We start from the raw sequence: 23,018 nt of genomic DNA on the forward strand, positions 1-23,018 counted from the left end.
CAAGTCGTAGAGGTCCCGACGGCTAAGTATCTGTGAAGGCGACAATTCTTGAACTCTCCGCAATACAGCTTCGCGCGGAAGCAATATCCCGCAGCGCCGTTTTAGCTGTCATCGCCACCCGGATGAAACCTGGAGAAGGTTCGACGTCAGGCCCATTCCCTCCGCCATCATGTTGCGAATTAGCCTATTGACTTCAGTGGGTTAGCGTAGCGCCCCGTCGCCTCGTATGCCATAGCGTATACCGATTTGGCGGTTACCGGCATCAACTGCAGCCACCGGCTGCCTGATGCGCACAAGGTTCGGCGTCCTGCACATCCGAAAGCACGCTTCGGAACCGTCCCGCTACGCCGCTTCTGCAGTCTGCCTGATCTGCTTCACGATTGCCACGATCTGCTCCACGTCGGCCTGCGGGAAGATGCCGCCGATGCCCTGGTCGTTCAGGTCGGTGAATGGGCTCTCGTAGAAGAGCGCGGGTTCGATGATGCCCTGTTCGGCGAGATGGTTGACGGCGAGGTCGATGAACTCGCTCTGGGCGGCCGTCAGCGTCCGGCCGTCGGTAAGCTTGCTGAACGCCTCCTTGGCCGCCTTCCGGTCAAGGCCGGTGAGGCTGCGCAGGAAGAGGCCGAGGCCGCCGGCTTGGGTGATCTCACCCTCGCCCTCCTCGACCTGCACGCCTTCGGCCACAAACATCTTCTCCAGCTCGGCAAGGTCGGTTGGTGTCAGCTGCTCGGCGCGACGCAGCTTCAGGAGCGCGATGTGGTCCTTGTGCTTCTCCAAGAAGCGGCGGACCTTCTTGCGGAACTGCGGCTTGTCGATGCCGGGGCTGATGGCGTCGATGGTGATTTCGGTGCCTGCACCGATCTCGTCGGTGAAGTCGGTGTAGACGATCTTGCGCTCGCGCGGGTCGATCAGCTTCACAAGGGCGCGCAGCGACCTTCGGACATGCTCCAGCTCTTCGGGCGACACATCCTCCCAGTAGGCGTCGGTCTGCAGTTCGGCGATCAGCTCCAGCTGCTTCGCGACCATCGGGATGTTCGCCTTGCCCTCCAGGTCGGCCGCAACCTTGCGGATGCGCAGCGCGAACTGCGCGAAGGCCGCATCCGACTTCAGCAGGCGCAGCATGGCGCCGAGCGTCAGGAGGTCGAACTGCTTCGCCGGCAGGTCGTCGTCCTGCAGCGCCGTCGGCAGGCTGGAGATGTGGGCGGCCAGATCCTCCCGATCCTCGGCGCCGAGGCTGTCCCAGGCATCGCGGTGCTGGAACTTCTCCACCGTGCGGCGCTGCTGCCGGACGAGGAAGTTCTCCAGCGACATGCCGGCCACCTCCTCGTGCAGCCGGTCCCTAAGCCCAGCGGCAAGCTCGGCGTGCTCCTCCTTGCCCGCCATCGCGTCGATCAGGTCGAGCCGCGTGGTGAAGAGCCTGGCGCCGAGGGGCAGGCCCATCACCGGCTCCGTCCGCGTCGGGTTCTGGTTGAAGAACTCGAAGTTCTGACAAAAATCGAAAATGCGGAACGCCTCCTTGTCCTGCCCCGGCCCGAACAGATCGCGGCGCAGGCGGGTGCCGCGGCCGATCATCTGCCAGAACTTGGTCTTGGAGCGCACGATCTTGAAGAAGACGAGGTTCACCACCTCCGGCACGTCGATGCCGGTGTCGAGCATGTCAACCGACACCGCGATGTGCGGCGCCTTCTCCGGGTCCGAGAAGTCGTCGATCAACGACTGGGCATAGACCACGCTGTAGTCGATGAGCCGGGCGAACTGGCCGGCGTGGTGCGGGTAGTTCGCGTCGAAGCGCTGCGCGATGAACTGAGCGTGCTTGCTGTTCTTGGCGAAGATGATGGTTTTGCCAAGGCGGTCACCGCCGGCCACCCTGATGCCGTGGGTCATCAGGTGCTCCAGCACCTTGTCCACGGTGTCCTTGTTAAACAGCCACTTGTTCACGTCGTCCGCTTCGACGCGGTCCGGGATCTCGCCGTCCTCGCTCCATTCCAGCGCGTCCCACTCTGCCTTCTCGTCATCCGAGAGTTGGTCGTAGGTGATGCCCTCGCGCTGGAACTTCAGCGGCACCGACACGACCGAGGGCGGCACGAGGTAGCCGTCGGCCACCGCATCCTCCAGGTCGTAGGCGTCGGTCGGTACGCCCTTCTCCAGCTCGAAGAGCGAGTAGGTATCGCGGTCGATCTCGTCGCGCGGTGTGGCGGTGAGGCCCACCAGCAGGGCGTCGAAGTAGTCGAAGATGGCGCGGTACTTGCGGTAGACCGAGCGGTGCGCCTCGTCGATCACGATCAGGTCGAAGTGGCCGGGGCCGAAGCGCTTCGTCCCGTCCTTCATCTCGTCGATCAGCCCCATCATCGTCGGGTAGGTCGAGAGGCAGACGCGGGCGGCCGAGTGGTCGTTCTTCTTCGGGTCGTGGCCCTCCAGCAGGTTCGCGCTCGGCGCGCTCGGCAGGTGCGCCTTGAACGCACCATGCGCCTGCTTCACCAGCGCCACCCGGTCGGCGAGGAACAGCACCCGCTTGCACCAGTTCGCGCGCATCAGCTGGTCGATCAGCGCGATCACCGTGCGCGTCTTGCCCGAGCCCGTCGCCATCACCAGGAGCGCCTTGCGCTGCCGGTCCTTTTCGAAGGCCTCGCCGACGCGGCGGATCGCCCGCGTCTGGTAGAAGCGCTCGACGATGGTCTCGTCCACCTCCACGCCATCGAGCTTCTTCCGGCTCGTCCGGCGCTGGTGCAGCAGCTCCAGCTCGTCGCGCTTGTAGAAGCCCGAGACCGGCCGCGGCGGGTACATCCGGTCGTCCCAGAACCAGTGCTCGTAGCCGTTGCTGCAGAAGATCACCGGCCGGCGGCCGAACTGCTTCTCCAGGCAGTCGGCATAGAGCTTCGCCTGCTGCTGACCGACCAGCGCGTCCTTCCGCGTCCGCTTCGCCTCGACCACCGCGAGCGGCAGCCCGTCGCTACCCCAGAGCACATAGTCCACGAAGCCCTTGCCCTGCTGGTTCGGCATGCCCTCGACCGGGAACTCGATGTCCTGCGGCTTGTCGAGCGGCCAGCCAGCTTCCTCCAGCAGCAGGTCGATGAAGGCATCGCGAGTGGCGGCCTCGTTGTAGTCGTGGTGATCCTCGGCCTTCTGGTTCGTCGCGCGTATGGCCGCGATTTCCGCCCGTAGCGCGGCGAGTTCGGCCTCCAGCGCAGCACGACCCTCCTCCGAGGCCTGACGGGCCGCTACGGCCGCTCTGGCGCGCTCTGCGGCGGCGTCATGCTCCTCCTTCAGCCGCTTGATCCGGTCGAGCGTGCTGGCGGTGATGGCGTGGATGCGCTCCAGTTTCGCCGGGTCGAAGGCGAGGCCCGCCGGGGGCTTCGCGCCCTTGGCGTAGGTCCGAGCGATCCAGTAGCAGATGTGGTGCAGCTCGCGCAGGACGGCGACGGCGGAGGCTTCCTTGACCTGCCGCGGGTCATGCACCGCCCGGTTGCCGTGGTCCTTCACGAACCGGGCCTTGGTGACGATGGCGGGGCCGGCGAGGACGGTCAGGCTCGGCTCGGCGATCAGCGCGGCGAGGCTGGTGTCGTAGGGCGTCCGGAGCGCTGGATCGCTGCGGTAGAGTTGCTGCAGCGCCGTCTCCAGCGTCAGCCGGGCGTAGAAGCAGGCGCCCCGGGGGTCCGTCAGGGCAGCCGCCTCTGCTCGCTTGGCGAGGTCGAGGAGGTCGAGGAACTCGGGCGAGAGGAAGGCGAACTGGGACATGAAGCGACCACAAGAACGATGAGTAAGTGTTAGGCGGCGGATACTACCTGATACGGCGAGAGTTCACCTATGAAGGCTCGGTGCTGGAGCGCCGCGAACAAACGGTCAGCGTTGATCAAGGCTGCTCGCAGACTTGCTGTGACGCCGTCGCACGCTGCAATTCGCTGAGAAAAGGTTTCTTGATCGGGAAGTGCTGGGACACGGATGTGAACGGGGTAGATGCGGCTACCGGAAACAAGTGGCTGAGCTGCCTTCCCTGCATACTGATTTAGATTGGCTAGGCGGAGGGAGAACGCCAAGAAGGTAGTGTCGATCTCTATTAGCTTCTTTACGGCGAGCGCGTTGTCCGTAATCCACGACGGGCGATCTGTAACATGAACCGCGCCACAGTAAACGCCAACTCTGCCAATCACGATAGTATCAGCCGGATGCGTTGGAACGTCATGCCAGCCGGTTATTCCGTTGCCTCCATACACGGGGACGCAGCCGCCCTGCATATCTTTTGCGATCAAGCCGTGCCCGCTGCTAACTTTAACGACCTCTTTAAGAGGCAGAGTAGGCAAACCATGCTCGTTAATGACAGGATCCCCAAACATCTCATTGAAGATCGCCTGCCCGAGCGCGTTGATGCGGTCGAGGGCGCGGGCGCGGAGGCGACGCAGCGCGTCCGCCTGATCGAGGATCGCCGCAATGCGTTTCTGCTCCTCCAAGGATGGTAGGGGGATCTCCAGGCCACGAATATCGGCTCGCGACACCTGCAGGAACGTTGCTCCCCTTCCTTTTGAGCGAAGGGTGTCGGCAGCGTGCTCCATAACGCGCCAAAGATACCGCTGATCTAGATGACGGTTCTTGGCTCTCAGGCCAGCAACACCTCGGCCAAGGCAGTACCTTCTGTCCGCAAGGTTCAGGTCACCAATGGTCGCTCGGATGCAAACGATGATGTCGCCGGCGTCAGCCACCTTCGCGGGAGCCGAGGTGTACCTCTTTGGCGCCGGCGTAAGAGCACCAAAGTCGCCGGCGCCAGCGATTAGCGGCAAGCCGTCTCCCTTGTCATTGTATGTTTCGCCGCTGGGCGCTTGGCCCATTTCGATGTGTGCTACATCACCCAGGGCAACGATAGGATAACTCACGACAACATATCCTCAAGCCGATCCAGCCCCTCGGCAATCTCAGCTTCGATGGCTCGCAGCTCGGCGATGATCTCGGCGGGCGAGGAATGCTCCACCGCCTCGTGCTCCACCTGCTTGTAGCGGTTCAGCGACAGGTCCCAGCTGCCGGTCGCCTTGATCTCCTCGGCATCGACGACGAAGCTCTGCGCCGTGCGTGGGCGCAGCAGCTCGGTCTCCTCCCGATGCTTCCAGCGCGCGAGGATGTCGGGCAGGTTGTTCTTCGCGTAGTCCTCAGCCGACAGCGGCTGCTCCGGCACCGCGCCGAGCTTCGCCTCGTCCAGCAGCGGCGTGCGCTTGTCGTCGAGCGAGAAGCCGTCGGCCGTCATGTCGTAGAACCAGACGCCGCTGGTGCCGCCGACGCCGGTCTTGGTGAAGACCACGATGGCGCAGGAGACGCCGGCGTAGGGGCGGAACACGCCGGAGGGCAGCTTGATGATCGCCTCCAGTTTGTGGTCCTCGACCAGCCTGCGCCGGATCTCCTTGTGCGCGCCCGACGAGCCGAACAGCACCCCGTCCGGCACGATCACCGCTGCCCGGCCGCCAGTGCGCAGCAGCCGCAGGAAGAGCGCGACGAACAGCAGCTCGGTCTTCTTGGTCTTGACCAGCTTCAGCAGGTCCTTCGCTGTCGTCTCGTAATCGAGCGAGCCCGCGAACGGCGGGTTGGCCAGGATCAGGGAGTAGCGGCCCTCATCTCCCGCATGCTCCTCCGCCAAGCTGTCGCGGTAGCTGACGTCCGGGTCCTCGACCCCGTGCAGCGTCATGTTCATCGCGCCGATCCGCAGCATGGTGCTGTCGAAGTCGAAGCCGTGGAACATGCCGCCGTGGAAGTGCTGCTTGAGCTTCGCGTCGCGGAAGAGGCCGGCGTGATGCTCGCGCAGGTATTCGCCCGCAGCCACCAGGAAGCCGCAGGTGCCGGCAGCCGGATCGCAGATGATGTCGTCCGGCTGCGGCGCCATCAGGTGCACCATCAGGTTGATGATGTGCCGCGGCGTGCGGAACTGGCCGTTCTGCCCGGCGCTGGCGATCTTGCCGAGCATGTACTCGTAGAGGTCGCCCTTGGTGTCGCGGTCCTCCATCGGGATCTTGTCGAGCAGGTCGACGACCTTGGCGAGAAGGCCTGCATTCGGGATGCCGAGGCGGGCATCCTTCATGTGCTTGCCGTAGCTCGATCCGACCTCGCCCAGCGTGCGCAGGAAGGGGAAGACGTGCTCCTCCACCACTTCCATCATCACCCGCGGGTCGAAGTTCTTGAACCGCGACCAGCGCAGATCCTCGTAAGGCTTGCCCTTGGCGTCAGATCCCTCGGGGAAGATCCGCCGCTGCATCGGGGTGCCGAGCGTGCGGGACTTGTTCTCCTCCAGCGTATGCAGGTCGTCGAGCCGCTTGATGAAGAGCAGGTAGGTGATCTGCTCGATCACCGACAGCGGGTTGGAGACGCCGCCCGACCAGAAGGCGTTCCAGATTTGATCGACCTGCGTGCGCAGAGGTCCCGTGAGCATCCTGATGGTCCCAAGCAGTCCAAGTTTATGCTGTTGTGACCGACGCTACGCGCAACCTCAAGCGTGATCTTTCGCAAGCCAGAGCCTTGATCCGCGCCACATCGTTATTGGCCGGCGGCGCCGACGCGGTGGATTTGCGCTGAGAGGAGCTGCCGTGCTTTAATAAAGAGCTTTTTGTTTTCCGGCTTGTTGAGAAACTGGCTTCTTCCCGAGGTATGGGGCAGGTAGGCAACTCCCATATCACCCACGAAGTCAATCCTGCCGACGTAATCTTCTTGGGCTCCGGTGGCCAGCCCAAATAGCCTCTGAACATGCCCGGCCGCAAAGGCGCCGAGACATACAATCAGCTTGGGCTTGAAAATCTCGATCTGCCTTACCAAGAACGGTTTACACGCCCGAACTATTGGAGCTGGCGGAACCACGTCTTCCGGTCGCCCGTTGCTGCCTTCCTTTCTGCCGCAGAAACACTTTACCACGGAGGTTTGATAAACGAGGACGTCGAATTGATCCCTCCGCAGACCGCACTGTTCGAAGAGCGCGCGAGCTTCTTCCCCAGCTGGGCCGCTGAAAGGGCGGCCGCTGATGTATTCAGTCAAACCCGGTGCCTGGCCGACAAGCATTATTGACGCTCTATTCGGAGAAGACACAACGGGCCGCGGAGCAACTGGCGTATCGGGAAATCTTATATCGGCGGGAAAACGAGACAGATCAGCGCTGCAAGCTGTGCAAGAGCGAATGACCTCTGTTAATTCGAGCGCCTCAGGGAGTGCCATGTCTTCGTTGCCTTGCGTTGCTCGCGCTTCAGCTTTGCCTCAACGGCCTGTATTCGCTTGCGGCAAAAAGCGCACGAGTTGCGTCGATGATGCTGTCGGACCAAGCTACAGTGCGGCACCAACGAGATGGAACGGCGTCTGCTCCGTAAACTGCTCCCGCGAGCTGCCCCGCGATAGCCCCGGTCGTGTCGGCATCCTCGCCAAGGTTGGCCGCCAGCAGCACCGCCTCAGCGAAGCTGCCGGTGCGGGCGACGCTCCAGAGCGACGCCTCCAGCGAATGCGCGACGTAGCCGGAGGCGCGGATCGCCTTCCGCTGCTTGCCCCGCCAGCTTCCCGCCATGATCGAGGCGATAGCGCCCGCGTAGGGCTCCAGCCGATCCCGCAGCACCTCGCTGCGCTTGCGGCCCTCGATGGCGTCTGCCAGCGCCTCGGCGTAGGCCACGCAGCCGTCCACGGCCTCGGGCGCGCCGTGCGTCGTGCGGCTCTGCCGGGCGGCGACGTCGCGCAGCAGAGCGCGGTCCTGCCAATGCCGCACTGCGACCGGGGCAAGGCGCATCAGGCTGCCGTTGCCGGCCGTCTGCGGATCGGTGGAACCGGCGAAGGGGTCGCCCGACTTCTTCCACCGGCCGAGCGCCTGCCGCGTCGTGATGCCGATGTCGAAGCAGCGGCCGGTGCAGGAGTAGGTGCCCTTCTCGTGCCACTCCACGAAGCGACGCATGAGGTCTTTCTCGTCGAGCTTCGGATCAAGCGCGAGGCTGTCGGCCAGCGCGAGCGCCATCGCCGTGTCGTCGGTCCACTCGCCCGGCTTCAGCCCGAACGGCCCGCCGCCCACCATGTCGGTCAGGAGCGGGTAGCTGTCGCGCGCCTTGAACTCCAGCGTGGTGCCGATGGCATCGCCCACCGCGAGGCCCAGCAGAGCGCCTGTAGCGCGGTCCTTGATGGCCTCGGCGGTGGCGGCAGGCTCGGCCTCAGGAACGGGCTTCTGCGCCATGACATAGGCGAGCTGCGCGTCGGTTTCGATGGCGCCGGGGCGGGCCGTCCGCACCGCCTGCACGGCAGCCTTCGGCTCCATGCCCAGCTCGATGAGCAGCCGGCTCGCGATGGTGCCGGCGCGGCCGAGGCCGCCCTTGCAGTGCACCAGCACGTTGAAGCCTGCGCGGAGCCGCGCCCGCAGCCCTTCGCCGACTTCGGTCCACTGCCGCTCGAAGGATACGGGCGGCACCGAGTAGTCGCCGATTGGCAAGTGGAACCACGCCATGTGCCGCGCGGCCACCTTCGCCCCCATACCCTCTGTTTTTAAAGCCGTCAGTTCGTGGTCTTCGATCAGCGTCACCACGGCCGCAGCGTTCCATGCGGCGACGGCATCAAGGTCGAGGTCAAGGTCGCGATCCCATGCGCCCGTGGCAGCCTTGGGCTGCTTCTTGCCGGGGCAGAAGGTGATGCCGACACGGCCGGCACCGAGGAACGGTTGAACTTCGGCGATCTGGAGGGGATGGGTGAGGCTGGTGCGCAATTGGGGGAGGCTCTTCATTGCAGCCCCGCATGGATATGCTGAGGGCCTTGTTCTTTTTAAGACCTCGGAAACTACTCTGGTGGGCCTCGGATCAGCAAGACAATTCGGACGCTGCGCCGCGTGGTCACAGGTTTATCACATTCATGATCTTTCCCTCCGTCGAGGCTTCTTCGCCATGTAGAGGCTGCAGATGTCTTCTCCTTCCGATCTGCGGGCGCGCAAGGGCGCTATTCGTCGTCGCTCAGGATCGCAAATCGCCTGCCATGCGACGAGAAGTTGGCGTGCACCTCACCCGGAATGCCAATTTCGACATGATAGCGGCTTTTCGCCACGCGGATGATGGTCTGGTTGTCAACCCGGTGGACGATCAGGCCGGCGTCGGCCTTGTTGTACCAACGCGCGCTGTCCAAGATGTCGTAGAGCGTCGGCACCTTGACGTTGCCGTCTTGGTCTTTGTGCTGCTTCGCCGGGTGCGTCACGATGACGACCGCCACCAGGAACTTCTTCGCAAAGCGCTTGAAGACCTTGATCGCCCGACCGGTGTATTCGGTCAGGCTTTTGACCGGCAGCCGGCGATGATCCATCTCGTTCCACGGGTCGACCACCAGAACCTTGGCATTGTGCTGGACTGCGGCAGCCTCCGCGCGGTCGAGGAACCAGTCAAGCGTCGCGTCGTCGACTTCGGACGGCACGATCAAGACGTACTGCCGGTCGATCCAGCGATCCGCCCCGATAAGATCCATCTCGCTCTGATAGACCTCGGGCTTGCTGTTGAACCACGCCGGCAGGCTGCGCTTGTGATCGCGGGCCGGGGACGACGGCGGCCTCACCACCAGCCGAGGGCCTTTGTCCAGAGGCCGAGCTTCGCTATTCCTGCCCATCCGCAGCGGTAACAACACACGGTCTCGTTCGCGCCTATTGCGCGTTGTTCCTTTGCGCCGGCCCAACGCAGACCGAGAGGCACGGCTTCTTCTGGTTCATCGGCTTCCGCCCGTGACTGCACTGGGGCGGACTGTCGTATACTCACCGGGGGGATCATGCCCGAGGGTGATGCCCTTCTCGCGGAGCTTCACCCACACGCTCATGTCAGAAACCGCTCGGCCCCATCGGCACATAGCCGGGCATGTGCGAGAACTTGCCCTTCGGCTTGCCGGGCGGCTCGGGCGCGGGCTCGTCGTTCCAGCCGTCGGCATTGAGCCAAGTGGCAGCGTGCTTGGTGTAGTGGGGGTCTTGGCCCTTGCGGCGCTTGGCGTAGGCGGTGGCCCCGTCCATGAGCCGCTGGACGGCCGCGCGGCGTTTAGCGATCCGGAAGGCTTTGAAGGCGGCACCCTTGCCCTCCTTCCTCGGGTAGACCTGCCAGAAGGCCTCGAACTCGGCCGAGTAGCCCTCGCTCGGCTCGACCGGCTTAGACGCCGCTTGCTCCGAACGAACGCTCGCCTCTACCGCCGCGGCAGCGACGAGAACCGTGCAGTAAGAACTTTTCTCTTCTCGTTCTTCTTCTCCTTCACTGTCCCGGGAGTTGCCAAGGATACCATCAGGCATCCTTGAAGGATCGGTCACATCAACAACATCAACAGGTTGGCTGTTCTTGGTTCCCCACCGGGCGGTGTTGCCGGCGGCACTTCTCGCCCGGTACTTCTTACGTCGCGACCAAGCCTCCATCGCCTGCTCCGCGAGAACTCGATGGTACAAGCGACCGTCCGAGCACTTCACAAAGCCGCGCAAAGCCATTGCTCGGATCTTCGGCCAGCGCTTGCCGGCACCGGAGAAGGACGCGAGCACGCGTTCATCGTCAGGAAGGGACGCGTGCGGGTGCTGCTGCCAAGCACGGCACCAAAGCAAGCAGGCGGCCCAACACTCCTCGGGGGAACCAATGGCAACAAGTTCCGATGCCAGCAGCCGCTCGACGTCCAGCATGAACGCCGGGAACCCACGCAAATCAACCTCGGCGGGGACGAGGGGCGCCGGAAGTTGCGTCACTTCGGGATCTCCCCGCGAAGGTGGACCGGCAGCCCGTTCACAAAATCGCACAGAAGGCCGGAAACAGGCCGCACGAGCCGCTTCAGTCCTTCGCACGTAGTGCAGTAGCCCACGCTGTCCCACGCCTGCGCTGCGGCCGCGTTCTCACGCCGACGCTGCAGCAGCCATTGGATGCCCTGCCGGCAAAGGGAGATGCGATAATTGCCGTCGCGACACAGGACGCGGGCGTAGTCGTCAGAGGTTTCACGAGTGCTGTTTGCCCCGATAGGCGCAGGAACAGCGGCGAGGTGCTGGTTCATTCCTAAATCCAAAAAATGGATATGCAAGCGCCAGCGGCGGCGCCCTCGGGCGTCGCTGGCGGCATGTCCTATTGTGGAGGGAGACGTCGGTGCTTTGGCGCGTGAAAGATCGGCGCCCGCTGAACTGGATACTATGCGGCTCCGCGCATCGCCTCGCGGGAGGCGAGCCACGCGATCACCTCGTCCTCGATCCAGCCGACGGCGCGCTTGCCAAGCCGAACCGGTTTCGGGAACTGCCCCGAAGCCGACATGGCATAGATCGACGAGCGCGAGAGGCCCGTCGACGCGAGAACTTTAGGGAGACGCAAAACCTTCATTCCATTCCTCATGCTTGTCCGCGACCGCGCAGGTTGCGGCGGAATTCAACGTGAGCGAGGAAACGGCTTGGCGAGCTTAAACGTCCACACTCCGCCTCTAACGGCGTTGGCGTGCCGGTAGAGGTCCTTCGATCATGCCGTCCAAGCGATCTTTCCTCGGCCGAGAAGATCCGTAGCCGTCCTCATTTAGTTTGAGAAGGCCATCAGGTAGCACGGGAATGAGACGCTGCGGCCGGCGATATCATGGTCATGATAGGGGTTAACCACAGGCCAGTGCCACATTATCATCGTTGTGATAATTCGAGGCAAAAGTCACGGGCAAGCGGACCGACAGAAGCTCGACGGCGCTGTCGACCGGTTTCGACCCATTCTTGCAGAAGAAGGCGCACTCGCCTCTCACGGCGCCAAGGCAAGCGAGAGGCGAACGCGCTGAGATACCAATCTAGATGTCGCCGCCCGGCCGCTCGGTCACATAGTCCGCCCACTGCTGCAGGACGAGGCGGCGCTCCTCCAGAAGGTCCGAGCGCTGGTAGGCGGCATCGAGATACTTCGGCTGGTGGGCTTTGATGTAGTCCGACACCCGCTTGTCCACCTTCCCCTCTGCGCACCACGACCCGAGTGTCGCGCGAAAGCCGTGGGTCGTGATGTCGTCGAAGCGCTTAAGCGCAATGAGCATCGCGTTCTCCGACATGGGCTTCCCTCTGCCGCTGTCGAAGACGTAACCGCTTTCGGAGCGACCGAGATTGCTTAGGAACTGCAGCTTCTCCAGCGCCTGCCGCGGCAACGGCTGACGGCGCATCTTGCGTTTCTTCATATTGCCAAACGGCGTCACCCAGACCGCTTTGTCGAAGTCGATCTGCTCCCACTTCATCATGCGGATCTCTTTCGTCCGCTTCGCCAGCAGTACGGCGATGGCAATGCCGGCATGGGTGTGCGGCCCCATGCGCGGACGAGTGTGCAACCACGCCCACAACTCGTGGATGCGCTCGTGCGGAAGGGATGTGAAGTGCTTGACGTGGTGCTGGTGCAGAGGCATCGAACGCGGGGGCGGCGTGGGATTATCCTCGCGAAGCTCCAGGTCGATGGCGTAGTCGAAGACCCGCTCCACGTTGCCGCGAACCTTCACGCCGCTCGGATGATGCTTCACCCAGAGGTCGGCCAAAGCGTCGGTGATTTCGCGCCGCTTCATCTCATTGATCGGACGGCGGCCGATGCGCGGGAAGACATGGTCCTCAAGCTGCTTGGCCTGCCCCCATTGAGTGGTCCGGTTTCAATCTTAGTGCATGACAGGTCTTGGCGCCACGCTTGGGGTGGCCGGCGTAGCGGGTGCGGGTGGCGAAGCCGGCCACTGCACCGCCCGTGGTGCCGGAGGACGGTAGCCGAGCGATGAGTGCGGGCGCCTTGTGTTGTAATGTTGGCGCCAGGACTCGATCACGATCCGGGCCTCGGCCAGGCTGTAGAAGATCTCGCCGTTCAACAGCTCGTCTCGGAGCTTGGAATTGAAGCTCTCGCAATAGCCCTGCCTCGGGAAAACGGTCCCCCGGACCGTTTTCTGACCCTCGGCAGTCCCAAGGGCTGCCGGGCTCGATGAAAGCGGTGCGGGCGCCGACCGCGGCGATCCAGGTCCGCACCGCGGTCGCGATGAACTCGGGGCCATTGTCGGAACGTATGTGGCCGGGCACGCCGCGGAGGATGAACAACTCGGAGAGCACGTCGATGACGTCGGTCGAGTTGAGCTTGCGGGCGATCCGGATGGACAGGCATTCGCGGGTGAACTCGTCGAGGACATTGAGCATGCGGAACTTTCTCCCGTCGTGGGTTCGGCTTTCGACGAAGTCGTAGGACCAGACGTGGTTGGGGCGTTCGGGCCGCAGCCGGACACAGGACCCGTCATTGAGCCACAGGCGCCGCTTCTTCGGCTGCTTTTGCGGGACCTTCAGCCCCTCGCGCCGCCAGATCCGCTCGACCCGCTTCACGTTCACCACCCAGCCCGCCTCGCGGAGCAGCGCGGTGATCCGGCGATAGCCGTAGCGGCCGTACTGGCTGGCCAGCGCGACGATGTCGGCCGTCAGCGCCTCTTCGTCGGGCCGGCCCTGTGGCACCTTGCGCTGCGTCGAGCGATGCTGCCCCAGCACGCGGCAGGCGACCCGTTCCGACACGCCGAGCTTCTGGCGGACGTGGTCGATGCAGGCTCGGCGGCGGGCGGGGCTCAGTAGTTTCCCGAGGCAGCCTCGCGTAGAATCAGCTTCTCGAGCGTGAGATCCGACACGGCCTTCCGCAGCCGCTCATTCTCCTTCTCCAGTTCCTTCAGCCGCTTGACCTGATCGGTCTTCAGGCCGCCGAACTCCTTGCGCCAGCGGTAGTAGGTGAACTGGGTTACACCGATCGACCGTACGGCCTCAGCCACAGACCGGCCCTGCGACACCAACACGTCGACCTGCCGGAGCTTCGCCACGATCTCCTCCGGCTTGTGCTTCTTCTGGGGCATTCCTGCGTCCTCCATCCGGCTCGAAAGCCTACCTCAGGGAGGACCACTTTTCTGGGGGCAGGCCACTCGTATACCAGTGCAGAGCTGGATTTTGCTGCTGCACCTTGGACATTCTAACATGTCGAGAAGATGTTTTGCTAGAGCGATCAATGGTATATTAGATCCGCAATGGATGCCAATGGACTGCTTTAGACAAAGATGTGGAGTTCTCTCGCCCCGCCATATATCATTGAATTCTCTGCCTTTTCCGTGAGCATCTGGGCACTACCCGCCCAAAGACCCGCCCAACGTAAAACTGTGGTTCGGTCGCCCGCCCGTTGCCACCGCCGCGCCTCATCCGAACCCCATGCCAAAGCGTCGCAGGGGGAGGATGGCGGGTTTTGTATTCATGGGGTGATACTTCGTTCAGCCTGAACAACGCGGTCAGGCGGCCGCGATGCTGTGGTGCTGAAATCTGTCGTGCCGGATCGCCGTCAGGACGAGGGTGATGATGGCGGCAAGAAGCTTCCTCAGGTGGGCGAGGATCTTGCGGATGTTGTGGCCGCAGCCGCAGAGGACGGCGAAGAGGGCGTCTCCGAGGGTGCCTTTCAGGTAGCAGCGGGCGAGGCGGCCATCGGTCTTCATGTGGCCGATCGCGGGCTCGATGCTGCTGCGCCGTCGGAGCGCCTTCGCCAGCGAGGGCGTCAGGCCGCGGCGGGTGCCGCTGATCAGCACCTGGGTATGTTCGACGCCGTGGCCCTTGTAGCCGCGATCGACGACAGCCCGCTTCGGCGGGTGGCCGGTGAGGATCGCCACCTGCTCCAGCGCCTCGCCGAGGGTGTGGCCGTCGCAAGGGTTCCCCGGCAGCGAGCGCGTGCCCACCACGAAGCTGCCCGTCAGCGTGGTGGCGATGCTGACCTTGGTGCCGAACTCGTAGCGCACCCGAGCCTTGCCCTTGGAGATGCAGTCGACCTCCGGCTCATGCAGTGAATAGATCTTGCCGGGATCCTTCGGCTTCTGGTGGAGCAGCCGCGAGACCAGCACGAGCTTGTCGAGCATCCGCTCGCGCAGCGGCCCCGCGGGGATCTCGTCGAGCTGCCGCCGGATGTCCCGCATCACGCGGCCGGTGTAGCCTTTCTGCGTTCTCAAGGCCTTGCGCATGCGCCGGAACTGCTTCGCGTGGGCGTAGCGCCCCACCTGCGCCGCCAGCCGCGGTGCCAGGGGGCGTAGCTTTGGCGCAGCTCGATCCCGGCGTCCCGGGCCAGACCCACCAGCTGCGCCCGCGCGCGTTCGTAGAGGCGGGAGTCCGTCGGGTGCGCGATGTTCTTTTCCATGACGGTCGTGTCGACCGCCACCTCGTCGAGGCAGGCATCGTCGACGGCACCCGATTTCCGCCCGGCCTCGATGGTCTTCGTCAGCAGCCATTCGACTCCCTCTTCCCCGATCCGCTTCCGCCAGCGGATGAGCGAGGTGGGATCGATCGGCGGGCGGTGCTGAAAGAAGGTCTCCCCGGTGAAATGCTGAAAGTAGGGGTTCTCGACCCAGCGCGCGACCACAGCCTCGTCCGACAGCCGGAACGCGTGCTGCAGGTAGAGCAGCCCCGCGACCAGCCGCGGCGAGGTCGCCGGCCGTCCGGTGCTGGACGGGAAGAAGCCCGCCCATTCGCGCTCGAAGAACTCCCAGTCGATCAGCCCCGCCAGCGTGACCAGCTCGTGGCGCAGGTCGATCATGTCGACGAGGCGCGGCCGGAAGAGGTCATTCTGCTCGGGCGGACGGGGACGGTGCTTCATGCGGCGGACCAAAATTGCAGGGTTACGGGCGGAATCCTATGAAATCATGCAGGCCATGGCGACTGAAACCTCGGCTTTCACGCGCTGTATCAACCACTTCCGTGTTGTTCAGGCCGGACTAACGACTTCGCTCAGCACACGCTGCTGATTACCACCAGAGAACTCGCCTTCGTTCACTCGTCATCCCCACCGTTCGCGGCCCTCGCACCATCTTACGCACCGACGGCGCCTGGGCAACAACGCATCAGGCAACGGGGACGACGGACGGCTGCCGGCCCTTAGCCGCCGCTCGGCTTCGACCTACACTGCATGGCCGCATTCCCAGAAGCCGACGTTCGACTGGCGGCACAGCAAGGCTCGGTCGCGTAGCTATGGTTGCGCGCTAGCGGAGGTATTCGGACAGAAGGATGCGTCGGTAGTCGCTGCGTTCAGGCGACGCGTCGAGCCGAACTGGAACGGGTCACCGGTAGCCATTGGCGTGCGCTCGCGTTTTAATATTTCCACGAGAACATCTGGACTACGGGGCGCGATTAGGCGAGGTTGATGCAAACACAGGGTAATTTGAGCTTCGCTATGTTTTTGAATGACCAAGAAACCGCGACCGATCTTCTTTACTTCGAAGCCATCTCGAGGACCGTTGTCCGTCTGATCGACGCTTCCAAAAATGATCCTCTGACCATCGGGATTCATGGCGACTGGGGGGCCGGGAAATCCAGCATCCTCAAAATGATCCAGTCCTCCTGGGAGGACGACGGGACACTCTGCCTCTGGTTCAATGGCTGGGCGTTCGAGGGCTTTGACGACGCGAAAACGGTAGTCATTGAAACCGTTGTGGAAGAACTCACCCGGGCCCGGCCCAAGATGGCAGACGTCAAGGAAGCGGCCACTAAGCTGCGAAAACGTATCGACTGGCTGAAGCTCGCCCGCAAAACGGGCGGGCTTGCATTGACCGCCTTCTCCGGGGTCCCGACGCCGGACATTGTCTCGGATGCGGTAGGCCTGATCAAGGGCCTTGTGGACAATCCCGGCGAGGCTATCTCGATCGAGAAGCTCGTTGACTGGGCGAGCACAGCCAGCGAATTCGTAAAGGATGCTCCCGAAGAGGCGGGCGGGACCCCCGCGCATATGCATGCGTTCAGAGAGGAATTCGCAGCATTGCTAGATGCTGCGAAAGTCCAACGGCTGGTCGTCATGGTGGATGATCTGGATCGCTGCCTGCCGAGTACGGCCATCGCCACCCTGGAAGCGATTAGGCTCTTCCTGTTCGTCGAGCGCACCGCCTTCATCATCGGCGCTGACGAGGCGATGATCGAGTATGCGGTGAAGGACCACTTCCCGGAGCTCCCGCCATCCTCCGGCCCGGTGAGCTACTCTAGGAACTACCTCGAAAAATTGATCCAGGTCCCGTTCCGGATCCCCGCCTTGGGCGCTGCTGAGACGCGCATCTACGTGTCTCTGCTTCTGGCCGAGAACGCCCTCGGAAGCGACGACCCGATATTTACCCAGCTCATCGCCGCAGCGCGGGATCAGTTGAAGAAGCCATGGCTCATCCAAGGGCTCGACCGCTCGGCCATTGAAGAGGAAATCGGCAGGTTACCGGCTCCCATCGATAATGCCCTGGCCATAAGCGCCCAAGTCAGTGCGGTGTTGAGCGAGGGCGCGCACGGGAACCCACGGCAGATCAAGCGCTTCCTCAATACGATGATGCTGCGCGAGGCGATTGCAGAAGAACGTGGATTCGCTGACGACATCGAGCGGTCTACCCTCGCGAAAATCATGCTCGCAGAGCGTTTCGCGCCTTCGTTTTATGGGGAACTGGCGAAGCTCGCGGCCGGCGATATCAACGGATCTCCAAAAGCGATCAAGGCGCTTGAGGGTCATGCGAAAGTCAGTGGTTCGGCACAATCCGTGTCGGCCGCGGACGAAGAGCCAGTCGAACCTCCAGCCGAGGTCGGTGAATGGTTGACTAGCGAGTGGATCGTTCGCTGGGCGAAGACTGAGCCGAAGCTGGCAGGCAAGGATCTGCGGCCCTATGTCTTCGTCACCCGAGACAAACGTAGCGCGCTGTCCGGCGTCGCCGCCAATCAGCACCTCGAGGCGATCATCGAGAGGTTGATGGCGGGCCGCATCTCGGCCACTCAGAGTATAGAGGATTTGCGCAAGCTCACGGGAATGGAGCCTGAGGCAGTATTCAACGCGCTTCGCGACCACATCCTCGCGACAGACAAGCCATCCAGAAAGCCAGATGGTGTCGATGGGCTGGCAGTGTTGGTTGAGCATCACCCACAACTGCAGCCGCGATTGGTTGAGCTTCTCGAGGCATTGCCGACCGAGCACATCGGAGCATGGGCTGTGTCCAGCTGGAGCAAGGCACTTCAGTCCACCAACTCCATCGAACGCTTCGACTTGCTGAAGAACAAATGGTCGAAGCAGACAGAAAACAAGAAACTGCAGTCGGCAGCAAAAGCGACCGATCTGCTTCCGCGGGCAAGGAACCTCTAACATGGGAACCTCGACGCGCTTCGGTGGACCAAGTGGTGGGCTCGTGCCCAGCTGGGCGGACGACCCCTCGCCGGCAACGTCGCCAGCACGGGGCAGGCGCCTTCGGGCGCACCTTCTGCTCCGGATGGAACGGCACAGCCGAGCGCCCCGCAGGTCGTGCCCGCGGATACCGGAAGCTTCCGGAGTGCGAGGAGAAGCTTCAACAAATTCGCCCAGAGTGGAGATCGCGGCGACCTAGGCAAGTCCTTGTCCAGCTATGTGCGTTCCGGGACGGGCGGGGCACGCGGCGCCGCTCGGCGCATGGGCGCTTCGCGGTCGGCGGGCGCTCGCCTCTTGGGCTTCGTGCGAAATGTGGAGAGCTTCGGAGCGGCTACCGCTCTTCAGCAATTCAACCTCGGGTCTCTGGCATCCCGGCCGGCTGCGGAAGTCTTCACAGCGCTCCTGGATTTCATCTGTCCGCCCGGCGGAGCCTTGGATGAGGCCATCGCGCGGCAGGCAATGCTGGACGCGATCTCCGATTTCGCTGATGCAGGGATGGACGACTTCGGCGCCATGTCGGACGCCGAACGTCGGGAGTTCTTCTTGGATTTCATCATCCGTTCAATCGAAGGTCGGATCATCACCGACATGGCGACGCGCGGGATGGCACGCTCTGCCAGCGTCGAAGCTATGGAAGACATGCAGGAACAGCTCCACGATTTCGTCGCGGGTCACACCAGAGGGGCTTTAGCACCCCTTCTGGACGGGCCGGTCCACTCCGACGCGGAGATGATGAACACGATCGACAACATTTACGAAGCTGGGTTCGAGCTGATTAGCCTCATGGGAGAAGCTGAATGAAGGGGCGCCAGGTTATCATCCTCAAGCTCGGTCCAGAAGACAAACCGTCTTCCACTTCGGCCGACGATACGTCCTATCCGTTCGATATGCTCGACGCAGATGCTCGACTTGATTTTGGACTAGGCCGGGCGATGGACGACTTGGCCGATCTGGGCATCGTCCCATCGGAGACGGCGATAGATTTGTCACTCATCTCTGTAGCATTGACCGCTGCGGACACTCGGATTTCACGAGAATCCCATGCGCAGGATGGATGGAGCCGTGAACTCGGTCTCGATGTCCCGGTGTCCGATCCCGTTCTCTGGAGAAGCGTCGAGCCATTGCTGGCGAAGATGCTAAATTTTCTCACCGGTGATCGATGGACTCTGCAGTTCCGCGCCAGACCGAGTGCTTGCTCGCAGCTATCCCCACCGTCGTCGAAGCTCTGCCTAGGTTCTGCGCTGGAGGTTTGCCTGTTTTCCGGAGGACTGGACAGCTTTATCGGCGCAATAGATCTTTGTTCGGATGGCAAAGCGCCATTGCTAATCAGCCACTACTGGGACGGTGAAACGAGCAAGTCGCAGACACATTGCAGGGAAGCCCTCGAGAAGCAATACGGCGCACTCGGCATTAGGCATGTCCGGGCTCGAGTTGGTTTCGGCCATGACGTTTTGGGCACTGGCAGCTCCGAAAACACGCTGCGGGGCAGATCCTTCCTCTTTTTCTCCCTTGCGGTCTTGGCGGCTGACGCATTGGGCGGCGACCAGATCGCGCATGTCCCAGAGAACGGACTCATCTCTCTTAATGTGCCCTTGGATCCATTGCGTCTCGGTGCGCTCAGCACCCGAACGACACACCCCTACTATATGGCGCGCCTCAATGAACTGCTGGTAGCGCTCGGTCTCAAAGTGAAGCTGGTTAATACATACGCCTTCAAGACAAAGGGCGAGATGATCGGCGAGTGTCGCGACCAGTCTTTCATCGCCAAGGCGGCGGCGAACACGATGTCTTGTTCTTCGCCTGCGAAGGCCCGCTGGCAGGGCGAAGCGCCCAAGCATTGCGGATACTGTGTCCCGTGTCTCATTCGCCGGGCCTCCATGCTAGCTGGCCTCGGAAACGACTCAACCGACTACTCAATCCCGGATCTGAAGGCGCGCGACCTAGATAGCAGCGAAGCGGAAGGAATGCATGTTCGATCCTTCCAGCGTGCCATTACTCGACTCCGTAAGCGCCCCGCAACGGCGAGCCTCGACATCCACCTCCCAGGTCCACTGATCGATCACCCTGATCGGTTAGCTGATTACGAGAAGGTCTATCGCACGGGTATTGCGGAAGTGGAGGCGCTGCTCCGCGGGGTTCGAGCACGACCGCTATGAAAAAGGGGACGGGGCCGCGTTGGGTCGATTTCCACTGCCATCTCGATCTCTACCCGGATCACGCTGCCCTCATTCAGCAGTGTGACCAAGCGGAAGTCGCGACATTGGCAGTGACAACCACTCCGAAGGCATGGCCACGGAACAAAGAGATGGCGGCACAGTCTCGGCTGGTGCGGGTTGCTCTTGGTCTTCATCCACAGCTCGTTGCGGAACGGGTTGAAGAGGTAGCAATTTTCGAGCGATACTTGCCGGACGCCCGTTACATTGGAGAGATCGGCCTCGACGGGGGACCGCGGTTCTATGGGAGTCTGAAGGAGCAAGAGCAGGTCCTTGACCGGATGCTGCGGGCCAGCGCCGAGCAGGGGCGCAAGGTGGCGTCACTTCACAGTGTCCGCAGCGTCGCCAAGGTGCTCACGGCGCTCGAGGGCACCAGGTTTATCGATACTTCGAAGGCAGTCTTGCACTGGTTCACAGGAACCAAGGCGGAGGCGCGGCGGGCCGTCGAAATGGGGTGCTATTTCTCGATTAATGCCGAGATGCTGCGAACCGAACGGCATCGGATATTGGTCGCCTCATTGCCACATGACAGATTGCTGACGGAAACGGACGGCCCTTTCGTGAAAACTTCGCGCGGAACGGTGCGTCCGCGCGATGTCGAAGAGACCGTCTTTCAACTTGCCGAGGTCTTCGGTTTCACCGTAGAGGATATGCGGTCGGGTCTGCTATCGAACCTGAGATAACTGTTGAGCTAGTTTGCATCGACCTCGCAGCTGGTGGGGGCGTGAACCGCGCCGGGTTTGCCGGAGGCCGATTTTGTTTAGTTACGCGGCCATGGGTGCAGCTTCCAGAGCAGCGTAGAAGTTGGCCTCGGCTTCTGTCGGCGGGATGTTCCCGATCGGCTCGAGGAGACGGCGGTTGTTGAACCAGTCCACCCATTCCAGCGTGGCATATTCGACGGCCTCGTCGTGGCCGGCGAAGAGCGCGTTCTTCCGCCCAAGGGTCAGCGGCCGGATGCGGTTCTCGACGGGGTTCGAGTCCATCTCGATCCGGCCGTCGTCGGGGAACAGGATGAGACCCGGCCAATGATCCAGCAGGTAAGCCGCGGCCATCCCGAGGTCGGACTTCTTCGACAGCCGCGCAGCCTCCTGGATGAGCCAAGGGTGCATCGCCTCAAGGAGCGGTTTCGAGCGCTCCTGCCGAACGGCGCGGCGTGCCTCGGGCGCCTGACCGCGGATCTCCCTCTCGATGGCGTAGAGTTCCGTGATCCGCCGCAGTGCCTCGTCGACGAAGGGCGAGGCCGCGCTCGGCCGCGCCTCGATCAGCTTGCGCCGGGCGTGTGCCCAGCAGAAGGCAAGCTGCACCCGGCTGCCCTCGGCGAGGCGGTTGTAGCCCTGTGTCAAGCGACACGCAGCCTGAAAACGAGCGACTGGGACAACTACGTTGACGAACACCGCTCCGGCAAACCCGGCGCAGTTCAATGCACATCGCCCGCCGCGCAATGGCCAGGGCGACCGCTACCGGCTGGACCCTGCGCCGTCTGCGCGAGAGGGACCTGCGCGCCGGTGCACGACTGACGATCTCGGGGCGGCGAATGACGCTGGCGCTGTCCGCGGCAGCAGCGCCGTTCTGGTCAGCGCTCTGGCCGAGGCTGATGGCGCTGCACTGGGCCGATCCGTAGCGGCTGGCCTCACCGGATGTCGATCGCCTGCGAAAGCGTCCACGGACGGCCCGTTCCCATGCGCAAAAGGCACCCGATCGCCCTCTTAACGCGCAAGAAACCCGGTCCCGGGGCCGCATCCACCCCACCAACTCTAAACGACGCCACCTCCGCCCCACATTCGCGGCCCTCGCCAGCACCGAAGCGATTCGATATCGCCAGCCAACAGAGTTCGGTGAGTTTGCCGGGTTGAGGCAGCCGCGGCTAAGACTGATGCCTTCTTGCGATCTCAAACTAAAGGAACTAGGGATGCAATTGTAAGGTATTGTTCGAAACACACCGCGTTAGGCGGAACGGATCAAAATAATAATGTCGCGCAAAAAAGTAGAGATGCCTGGTCTCCGTCAAAGGAATCCAGAAATTACTTCGGCCATTATCAGTGCCGTTGTAGCCCTTGCGATTGCCGTCCCTTCAGCAGCTTTTACCTTCTGGAAAAACATCACCATTCTTCAGACTATTCGCAGCGAAACTCGCGTCAGAGATCTTTCCTCGGCGCGGACCCAGCGGTTCTTAAACCGTCATGATGCATATGTTACTGCTTATCGTGAATTTGAGAGCAAAGTGCGAGAGACGAAAAAATCGGAGGACGGATTTGTTCGGCGCCTAAATCTAATCACTGATCTCTATGCAAAACACAGCCGTGATCTTGTGGAACTTTACTCCGATTACATTTCGGATGAAGTGGTAGGTCTGAAAACCCGTCTTCAAGATGGAATTGACAAGCATGCACAAAGCCCTTCCATTGAAAACGCAATGGCCTTCCATAAAGATGGTCTAAAGTTTCACGAACTGCTCGCTCGTGACTTGGTGAAGCAATAAATCGCAAGAGAATCAAATGACAAAAACCGACGTGGTCTCCTTCTTCCCTGATCTTGTCGCGCTTTAACCGGCCATTCGCACCCCGCGCAACGAACGACTGCTTCCGCCCATTGCCGCGGACGCAATGCCGTAACCTCACGGGCCGCTGTCCGCCCATCGCGGCCATCTGTAGTAGACTAGGTCCTCGCTGCAGTACAGCGCCTACGAAGCAGACATCCATTGCGCTCGTTTCACAGGGTAACC

The 23,018-nt window shown here is 62.5% G+C and carries 16 protein-coding genes and 4 pseudogenes; 6 read left to right on the top strand and 14 right to left on the bottom strand.

From position 1 onward, the window contains the following. Positions 1-342: 342 nt before the first annotated feature. The 12 genes and pseudogenes from CK951_RS14830 to CK951_RS14880 all read right to left on the bottom strand — a co-directional run bounded on the left by CK951_RS14830 (position 343) and on the right by CK951_RS14880 (position 15,542). A complete protein-coding gene (locus tag CK951_RS14830; RefSeq protein WP_096786868.1) occupies positions 343-3,735 on the bottom strand; it encodes a DEAD/DEAH box helicase family protein in 3,393 nt (1,130 codons plus the stop codon). Between the two features lie 29 nt (positions 3,736-3,764). Beyond that, entirely contained in the window at positions 3,765-4,865 is a 1,101-nt protein-coding gene (locus CK951_RS14835; protein WP_096786869.1) for a restriction endonuclease subunit S, read from the bottom strand. Beyond that, on the bottom strand, positions 4,862-6,403 hold the full coding sequence (locus CK951_RS14840; RefSeq protein WP_096786870.1) for a class I SAM-dependent DNA methyltransferase: 1,542 nt from the start codon (positions 6,401-6,403) through the stop codon (positions 4,862-4,864). The genes CK951_RS14835 and CK951_RS14840 overlap by 4 nt, the downstream gene beginning before the upstream one ends. Positions 6,404-6,507: 104 nt before the next feature. Next, on the bottom strand, positions 6,508-7,023 hold the full coding sequence (locus tag CK951_RS14845) for a uracil-DNA glycosylase family protein (RefSeq protein ID WP_157764570.1): 516 nt from the start codon (positions 7,021-7,023) through the stop codon (positions 6,508-6,510). A 181-nt stretch (positions 7,024-7,204) separates the two neighbouring features. Further along, positions 7,205-8,707, bottom strand: coding sequence for an ADP-ribosylglycohydrolase family protein (locus CK951_RS14850; RefSeq protein ID WP_198402362.1), 1,503 nt, complete (start codon positions 8,705-8,707; stop codon positions 7,205-7,207). A 209-nt stretch (positions 8,708-8,916) separates the two neighbouring features. Continuing rightward, positions 8,917-9,588 carry a hypothetical protein gene (locus CK951_RS14855; protein WP_157764572.1) on the bottom strand — a complete coding sequence of 224 codons (672 nt, stop codon included), beginning with the start codon at positions 9,586-9,588 and terminating at the stop codon, positions 8,917-8,919. A 187-nt stretch (positions 9,589-9,775) separates the two neighbouring features. Next, positions 9,776-10,669: a DUF1376 domain-containing protein gene (locus CK951_RS14860; RefSeq protein WP_198402363.1), complete on the bottom strand. Its 894-nt coding sequence runs from the start codon at positions 10,667-10,669 to the stop codon at positions 9,776-9,778. Next, entirely contained in the window at positions 10,666-10,968 is a 303-nt protein-coding gene (locus tag CK951_RS21105; RefSeq protein WP_157764573.1) for a hypothetical protein, read from the bottom strand. Before CK951_RS21105 ends, CK951_RS14860 begins: the two co-directional genes overlap by 4 nt. A 131-nt stretch (positions 10,969-11,099) precedes the next feature. Beyond that, the gene (locus tag CK951_RS14865) at positions 11,100-11,285 is read right to left on the bottom strand and encodes an AlpA family transcriptional regulator (protein WP_096786873.1); all 186 of its coding nucleotides are present in this window, start codon (positions 11,283-11,285) and stop codon (positions 11,100-11,102) included. A gap of 442 nt (positions 11,286-11,727) precedes the next feature. Further along, complete coding sequence (locus tag CK951_RS14870) at positions 11,728-12,474, bottom strand: site-specific integrase (protein WP_096786874.1); 747 nt, start codon at positions 12,472-12,474, stop codon at positions 11,728-11,730. 87 nt (positions 12,475-12,561) lie between these two features. Next, positions 12,562-13,773, bottom strand: a pseudogene (locus tag CK951_RS14875) (IS3 family transposase). Positions 13,774-14,196: 423 nt separating this feature from the next. Continuing rightward, positions 14,197-15,542, bottom strand: a pseudogene (locus CK951_RS14880) (IS5 family transposase). Positions 15,543-16,085: 543 nt separating this feature from the next. Here CK951_RS14880 and qatA point away from each other — a divergent pair. The 4 genes from qatA (at position 16,086) to qatD (ending at position 20,979) form a co-directional block, all read left to right on the top strand. After that, positions 16,086-18,044 carry a Qat anti-phage system ATPase QatA gene (qatA, locus tag CK951_RS14885; protein ID WP_198402364.1) on the top strand — a complete coding sequence of 653 codons (1,959 nt, stop codon included), beginning with the start codon at positions 16,086-16,088 and terminating at the stop codon, positions 18,042-18,044. A 246-nt stretch (positions 18,045-18,290) separates the two neighbouring features. Next, positions 18,291-18,884 carry a Qat anti-phage system associated protein QatB gene (qatB, locus tag CK951_RS14890; RefSeq protein ID WP_198402365.1) on the top strand — a complete coding sequence of 198 codons (594 nt, stop codon included), beginning with the start codon at positions 18,291-18,293 and terminating at the stop codon, positions 18,882-18,884. Then, on the top strand, positions 18,881-20,239 hold the full coding sequence (gene qatC / locus CK951_RS14895; RefSeq protein ID WP_096786876.1) for a Qat anti-phage system QueC-like protein QatC: 1,359 nt from the start codon (positions 18,881-18,883) through the stop codon (positions 20,237-20,239). Before qatB ends, qatC begins: the two co-directional genes overlap by 4 nt. After that, positions 20,236-20,979, top strand: a complete 744-nt coding sequence (qatD, locus tag CK951_RS14900; protein WP_096786877.1) for a Qat anti-phage system TatD family nuclease QatD — start codon at positions 20,236-20,238, stop codon at positions 20,977-20,979. The genes qatC and qatD overlap by 4 nt, the downstream gene beginning before the upstream one ends. Positions 20,980-21,060: 81 nt before the next feature. On the opposite strand, the pseudogene CK951_RS22125 reads toward qatD, so the two are convergent. Further along, positions 21,061-21,195, bottom strand: a pseudogene (locus tag CK951_RS22125) (IS3 family transposase); the annotation flags it as partial. 57 nt (positions 21,196-21,252) lie between these two features. Then, positions 21,253-21,690 (bottom strand): annotated as a pseudogene (locus CK951_RS14905) (transposase); the annotation flags it as partial. Between the two features lie 26 nt (positions 21,691-21,716). Here CK951_RS14905 and CK951_RS21110 point away from each other — a divergent pair. Together CK951_RS21110 and CK951_RS21115 are read left to right on the top strand one after the other, a co-directional pair. Continuing rightward, the gene (locus tag CK951_RS21110) at positions 21,717-21,917 is read left to right on the top strand and encodes a hypothetical protein (protein WP_157764575.1); all 201 of its coding nucleotides are present in this window, start codon (positions 21,717-21,719) and stop codon (positions 21,915-21,917) included. Between the two features lie 348 nt (positions 21,918-22,265). After that, positions 22,266-22,775, top strand: coding sequence for a hypothetical protein (locus CK951_RS21115; protein WP_157764577.1), 510 nt, complete (start codon positions 22,266-22,268; stop codon positions 22,773-22,775). Positions 22,776-23,018: the final 243 nt, after the last annotated feature.

The organism is Rhodobacter sp. CZR27 (genome assembly GCF_002407205.1).
Taxonomy (GTDB): Bacteria; Pseudomonadota; Alphaproteobacteria; order Rhodobacterales; family Rhodobacteraceae; genus Cereibacter_A.

Excerpts from the sequence above, each read along its gene's own strand:
- qatC (WP_096786876.1), top strand. The coding sequence starts at position 18,881 with ATGAAGGGGCGCCAGGTTATCATCCTCAAGCTCGGTCCAGAAGACAAA.
- CK951_RS14840 (WP_096786870.1), bottom strand. The coding sequence starts at position 6,403 with ATGCTCACGGGACCTCTGCGCACGCAGGTCGATCAAATCTGGAACGCC.
- CK951_RS14830 (WP_096786868.1), bottom strand. The coding sequence starts at position 3,735 with ATGTCCCAGTTCGCCTTCCTCTCGCCCGAGTTCCTCGACCTCCTCGAC.
- CK951_RS21110 (WP_157764575.1), top strand. The coding sequence starts at position 21,717 with ATGCACATCGCCCGCCGCGCAATGGCCAGGGCGACCGCTACCGGCTGG.
- CK951_RS14870 (WP_096786874.1), bottom strand. The coding sequence starts at position 12,474 with ATGAAGCGGCGCGAAATCACCGACGCTTTGGCCGACCTCTGGGTGAAG.
- qatA (WP_198402364.1), top strand. The coding sequence starts at position 16,086 with ATGCAAACACAGGGTAATTTGAGCTTCGCTATGTTTTTGAATGACCAA.
- CK951_RS14850 (WP_198402362.1), bottom strand. The coding sequence starts at position 8,707 with ATGAAGAGCCTCCCCCAATTGCGCACCAGCCTCACCCATCCCCTCCAG.
- CK951_RS21105 (WP_157764573.1), bottom strand. The coding sequence starts at position 10,968 with ATGAACCAGCACCTCGCCGCTGTTCCTGCGCCTATCGGGGCAAACAGC.
- CK951_RS14845 (WP_157764570.1), bottom strand. The coding sequence starts at position 7,023 with ATGCTTGTCGGCCAGGCACCGGGTTTGACTGAATACATCAGCGGCCGC.
- CK951_RS21115 (WP_157764577.1), top strand. The coding sequence starts at position 22,266 with ATGTCGCGCAAAAAAGTAGAGATGCCTGGTCTCCGTCAAAGGAATCCA.
- CK951_RS14865 (WP_096786873.1), bottom strand. The coding sequence starts at position 11,285 with ATGAAGGTTTTGCGTCTCCCTAAAGTTCTCGCGTCGACGGGCCTCTCG.
- qatD (WP_096786877.1), top strand. The coding sequence starts at position 20,236 with ATGAAAAAGGGGACGGGGCCGCGTTGGGTCGATTTCCACTGCCATCTC.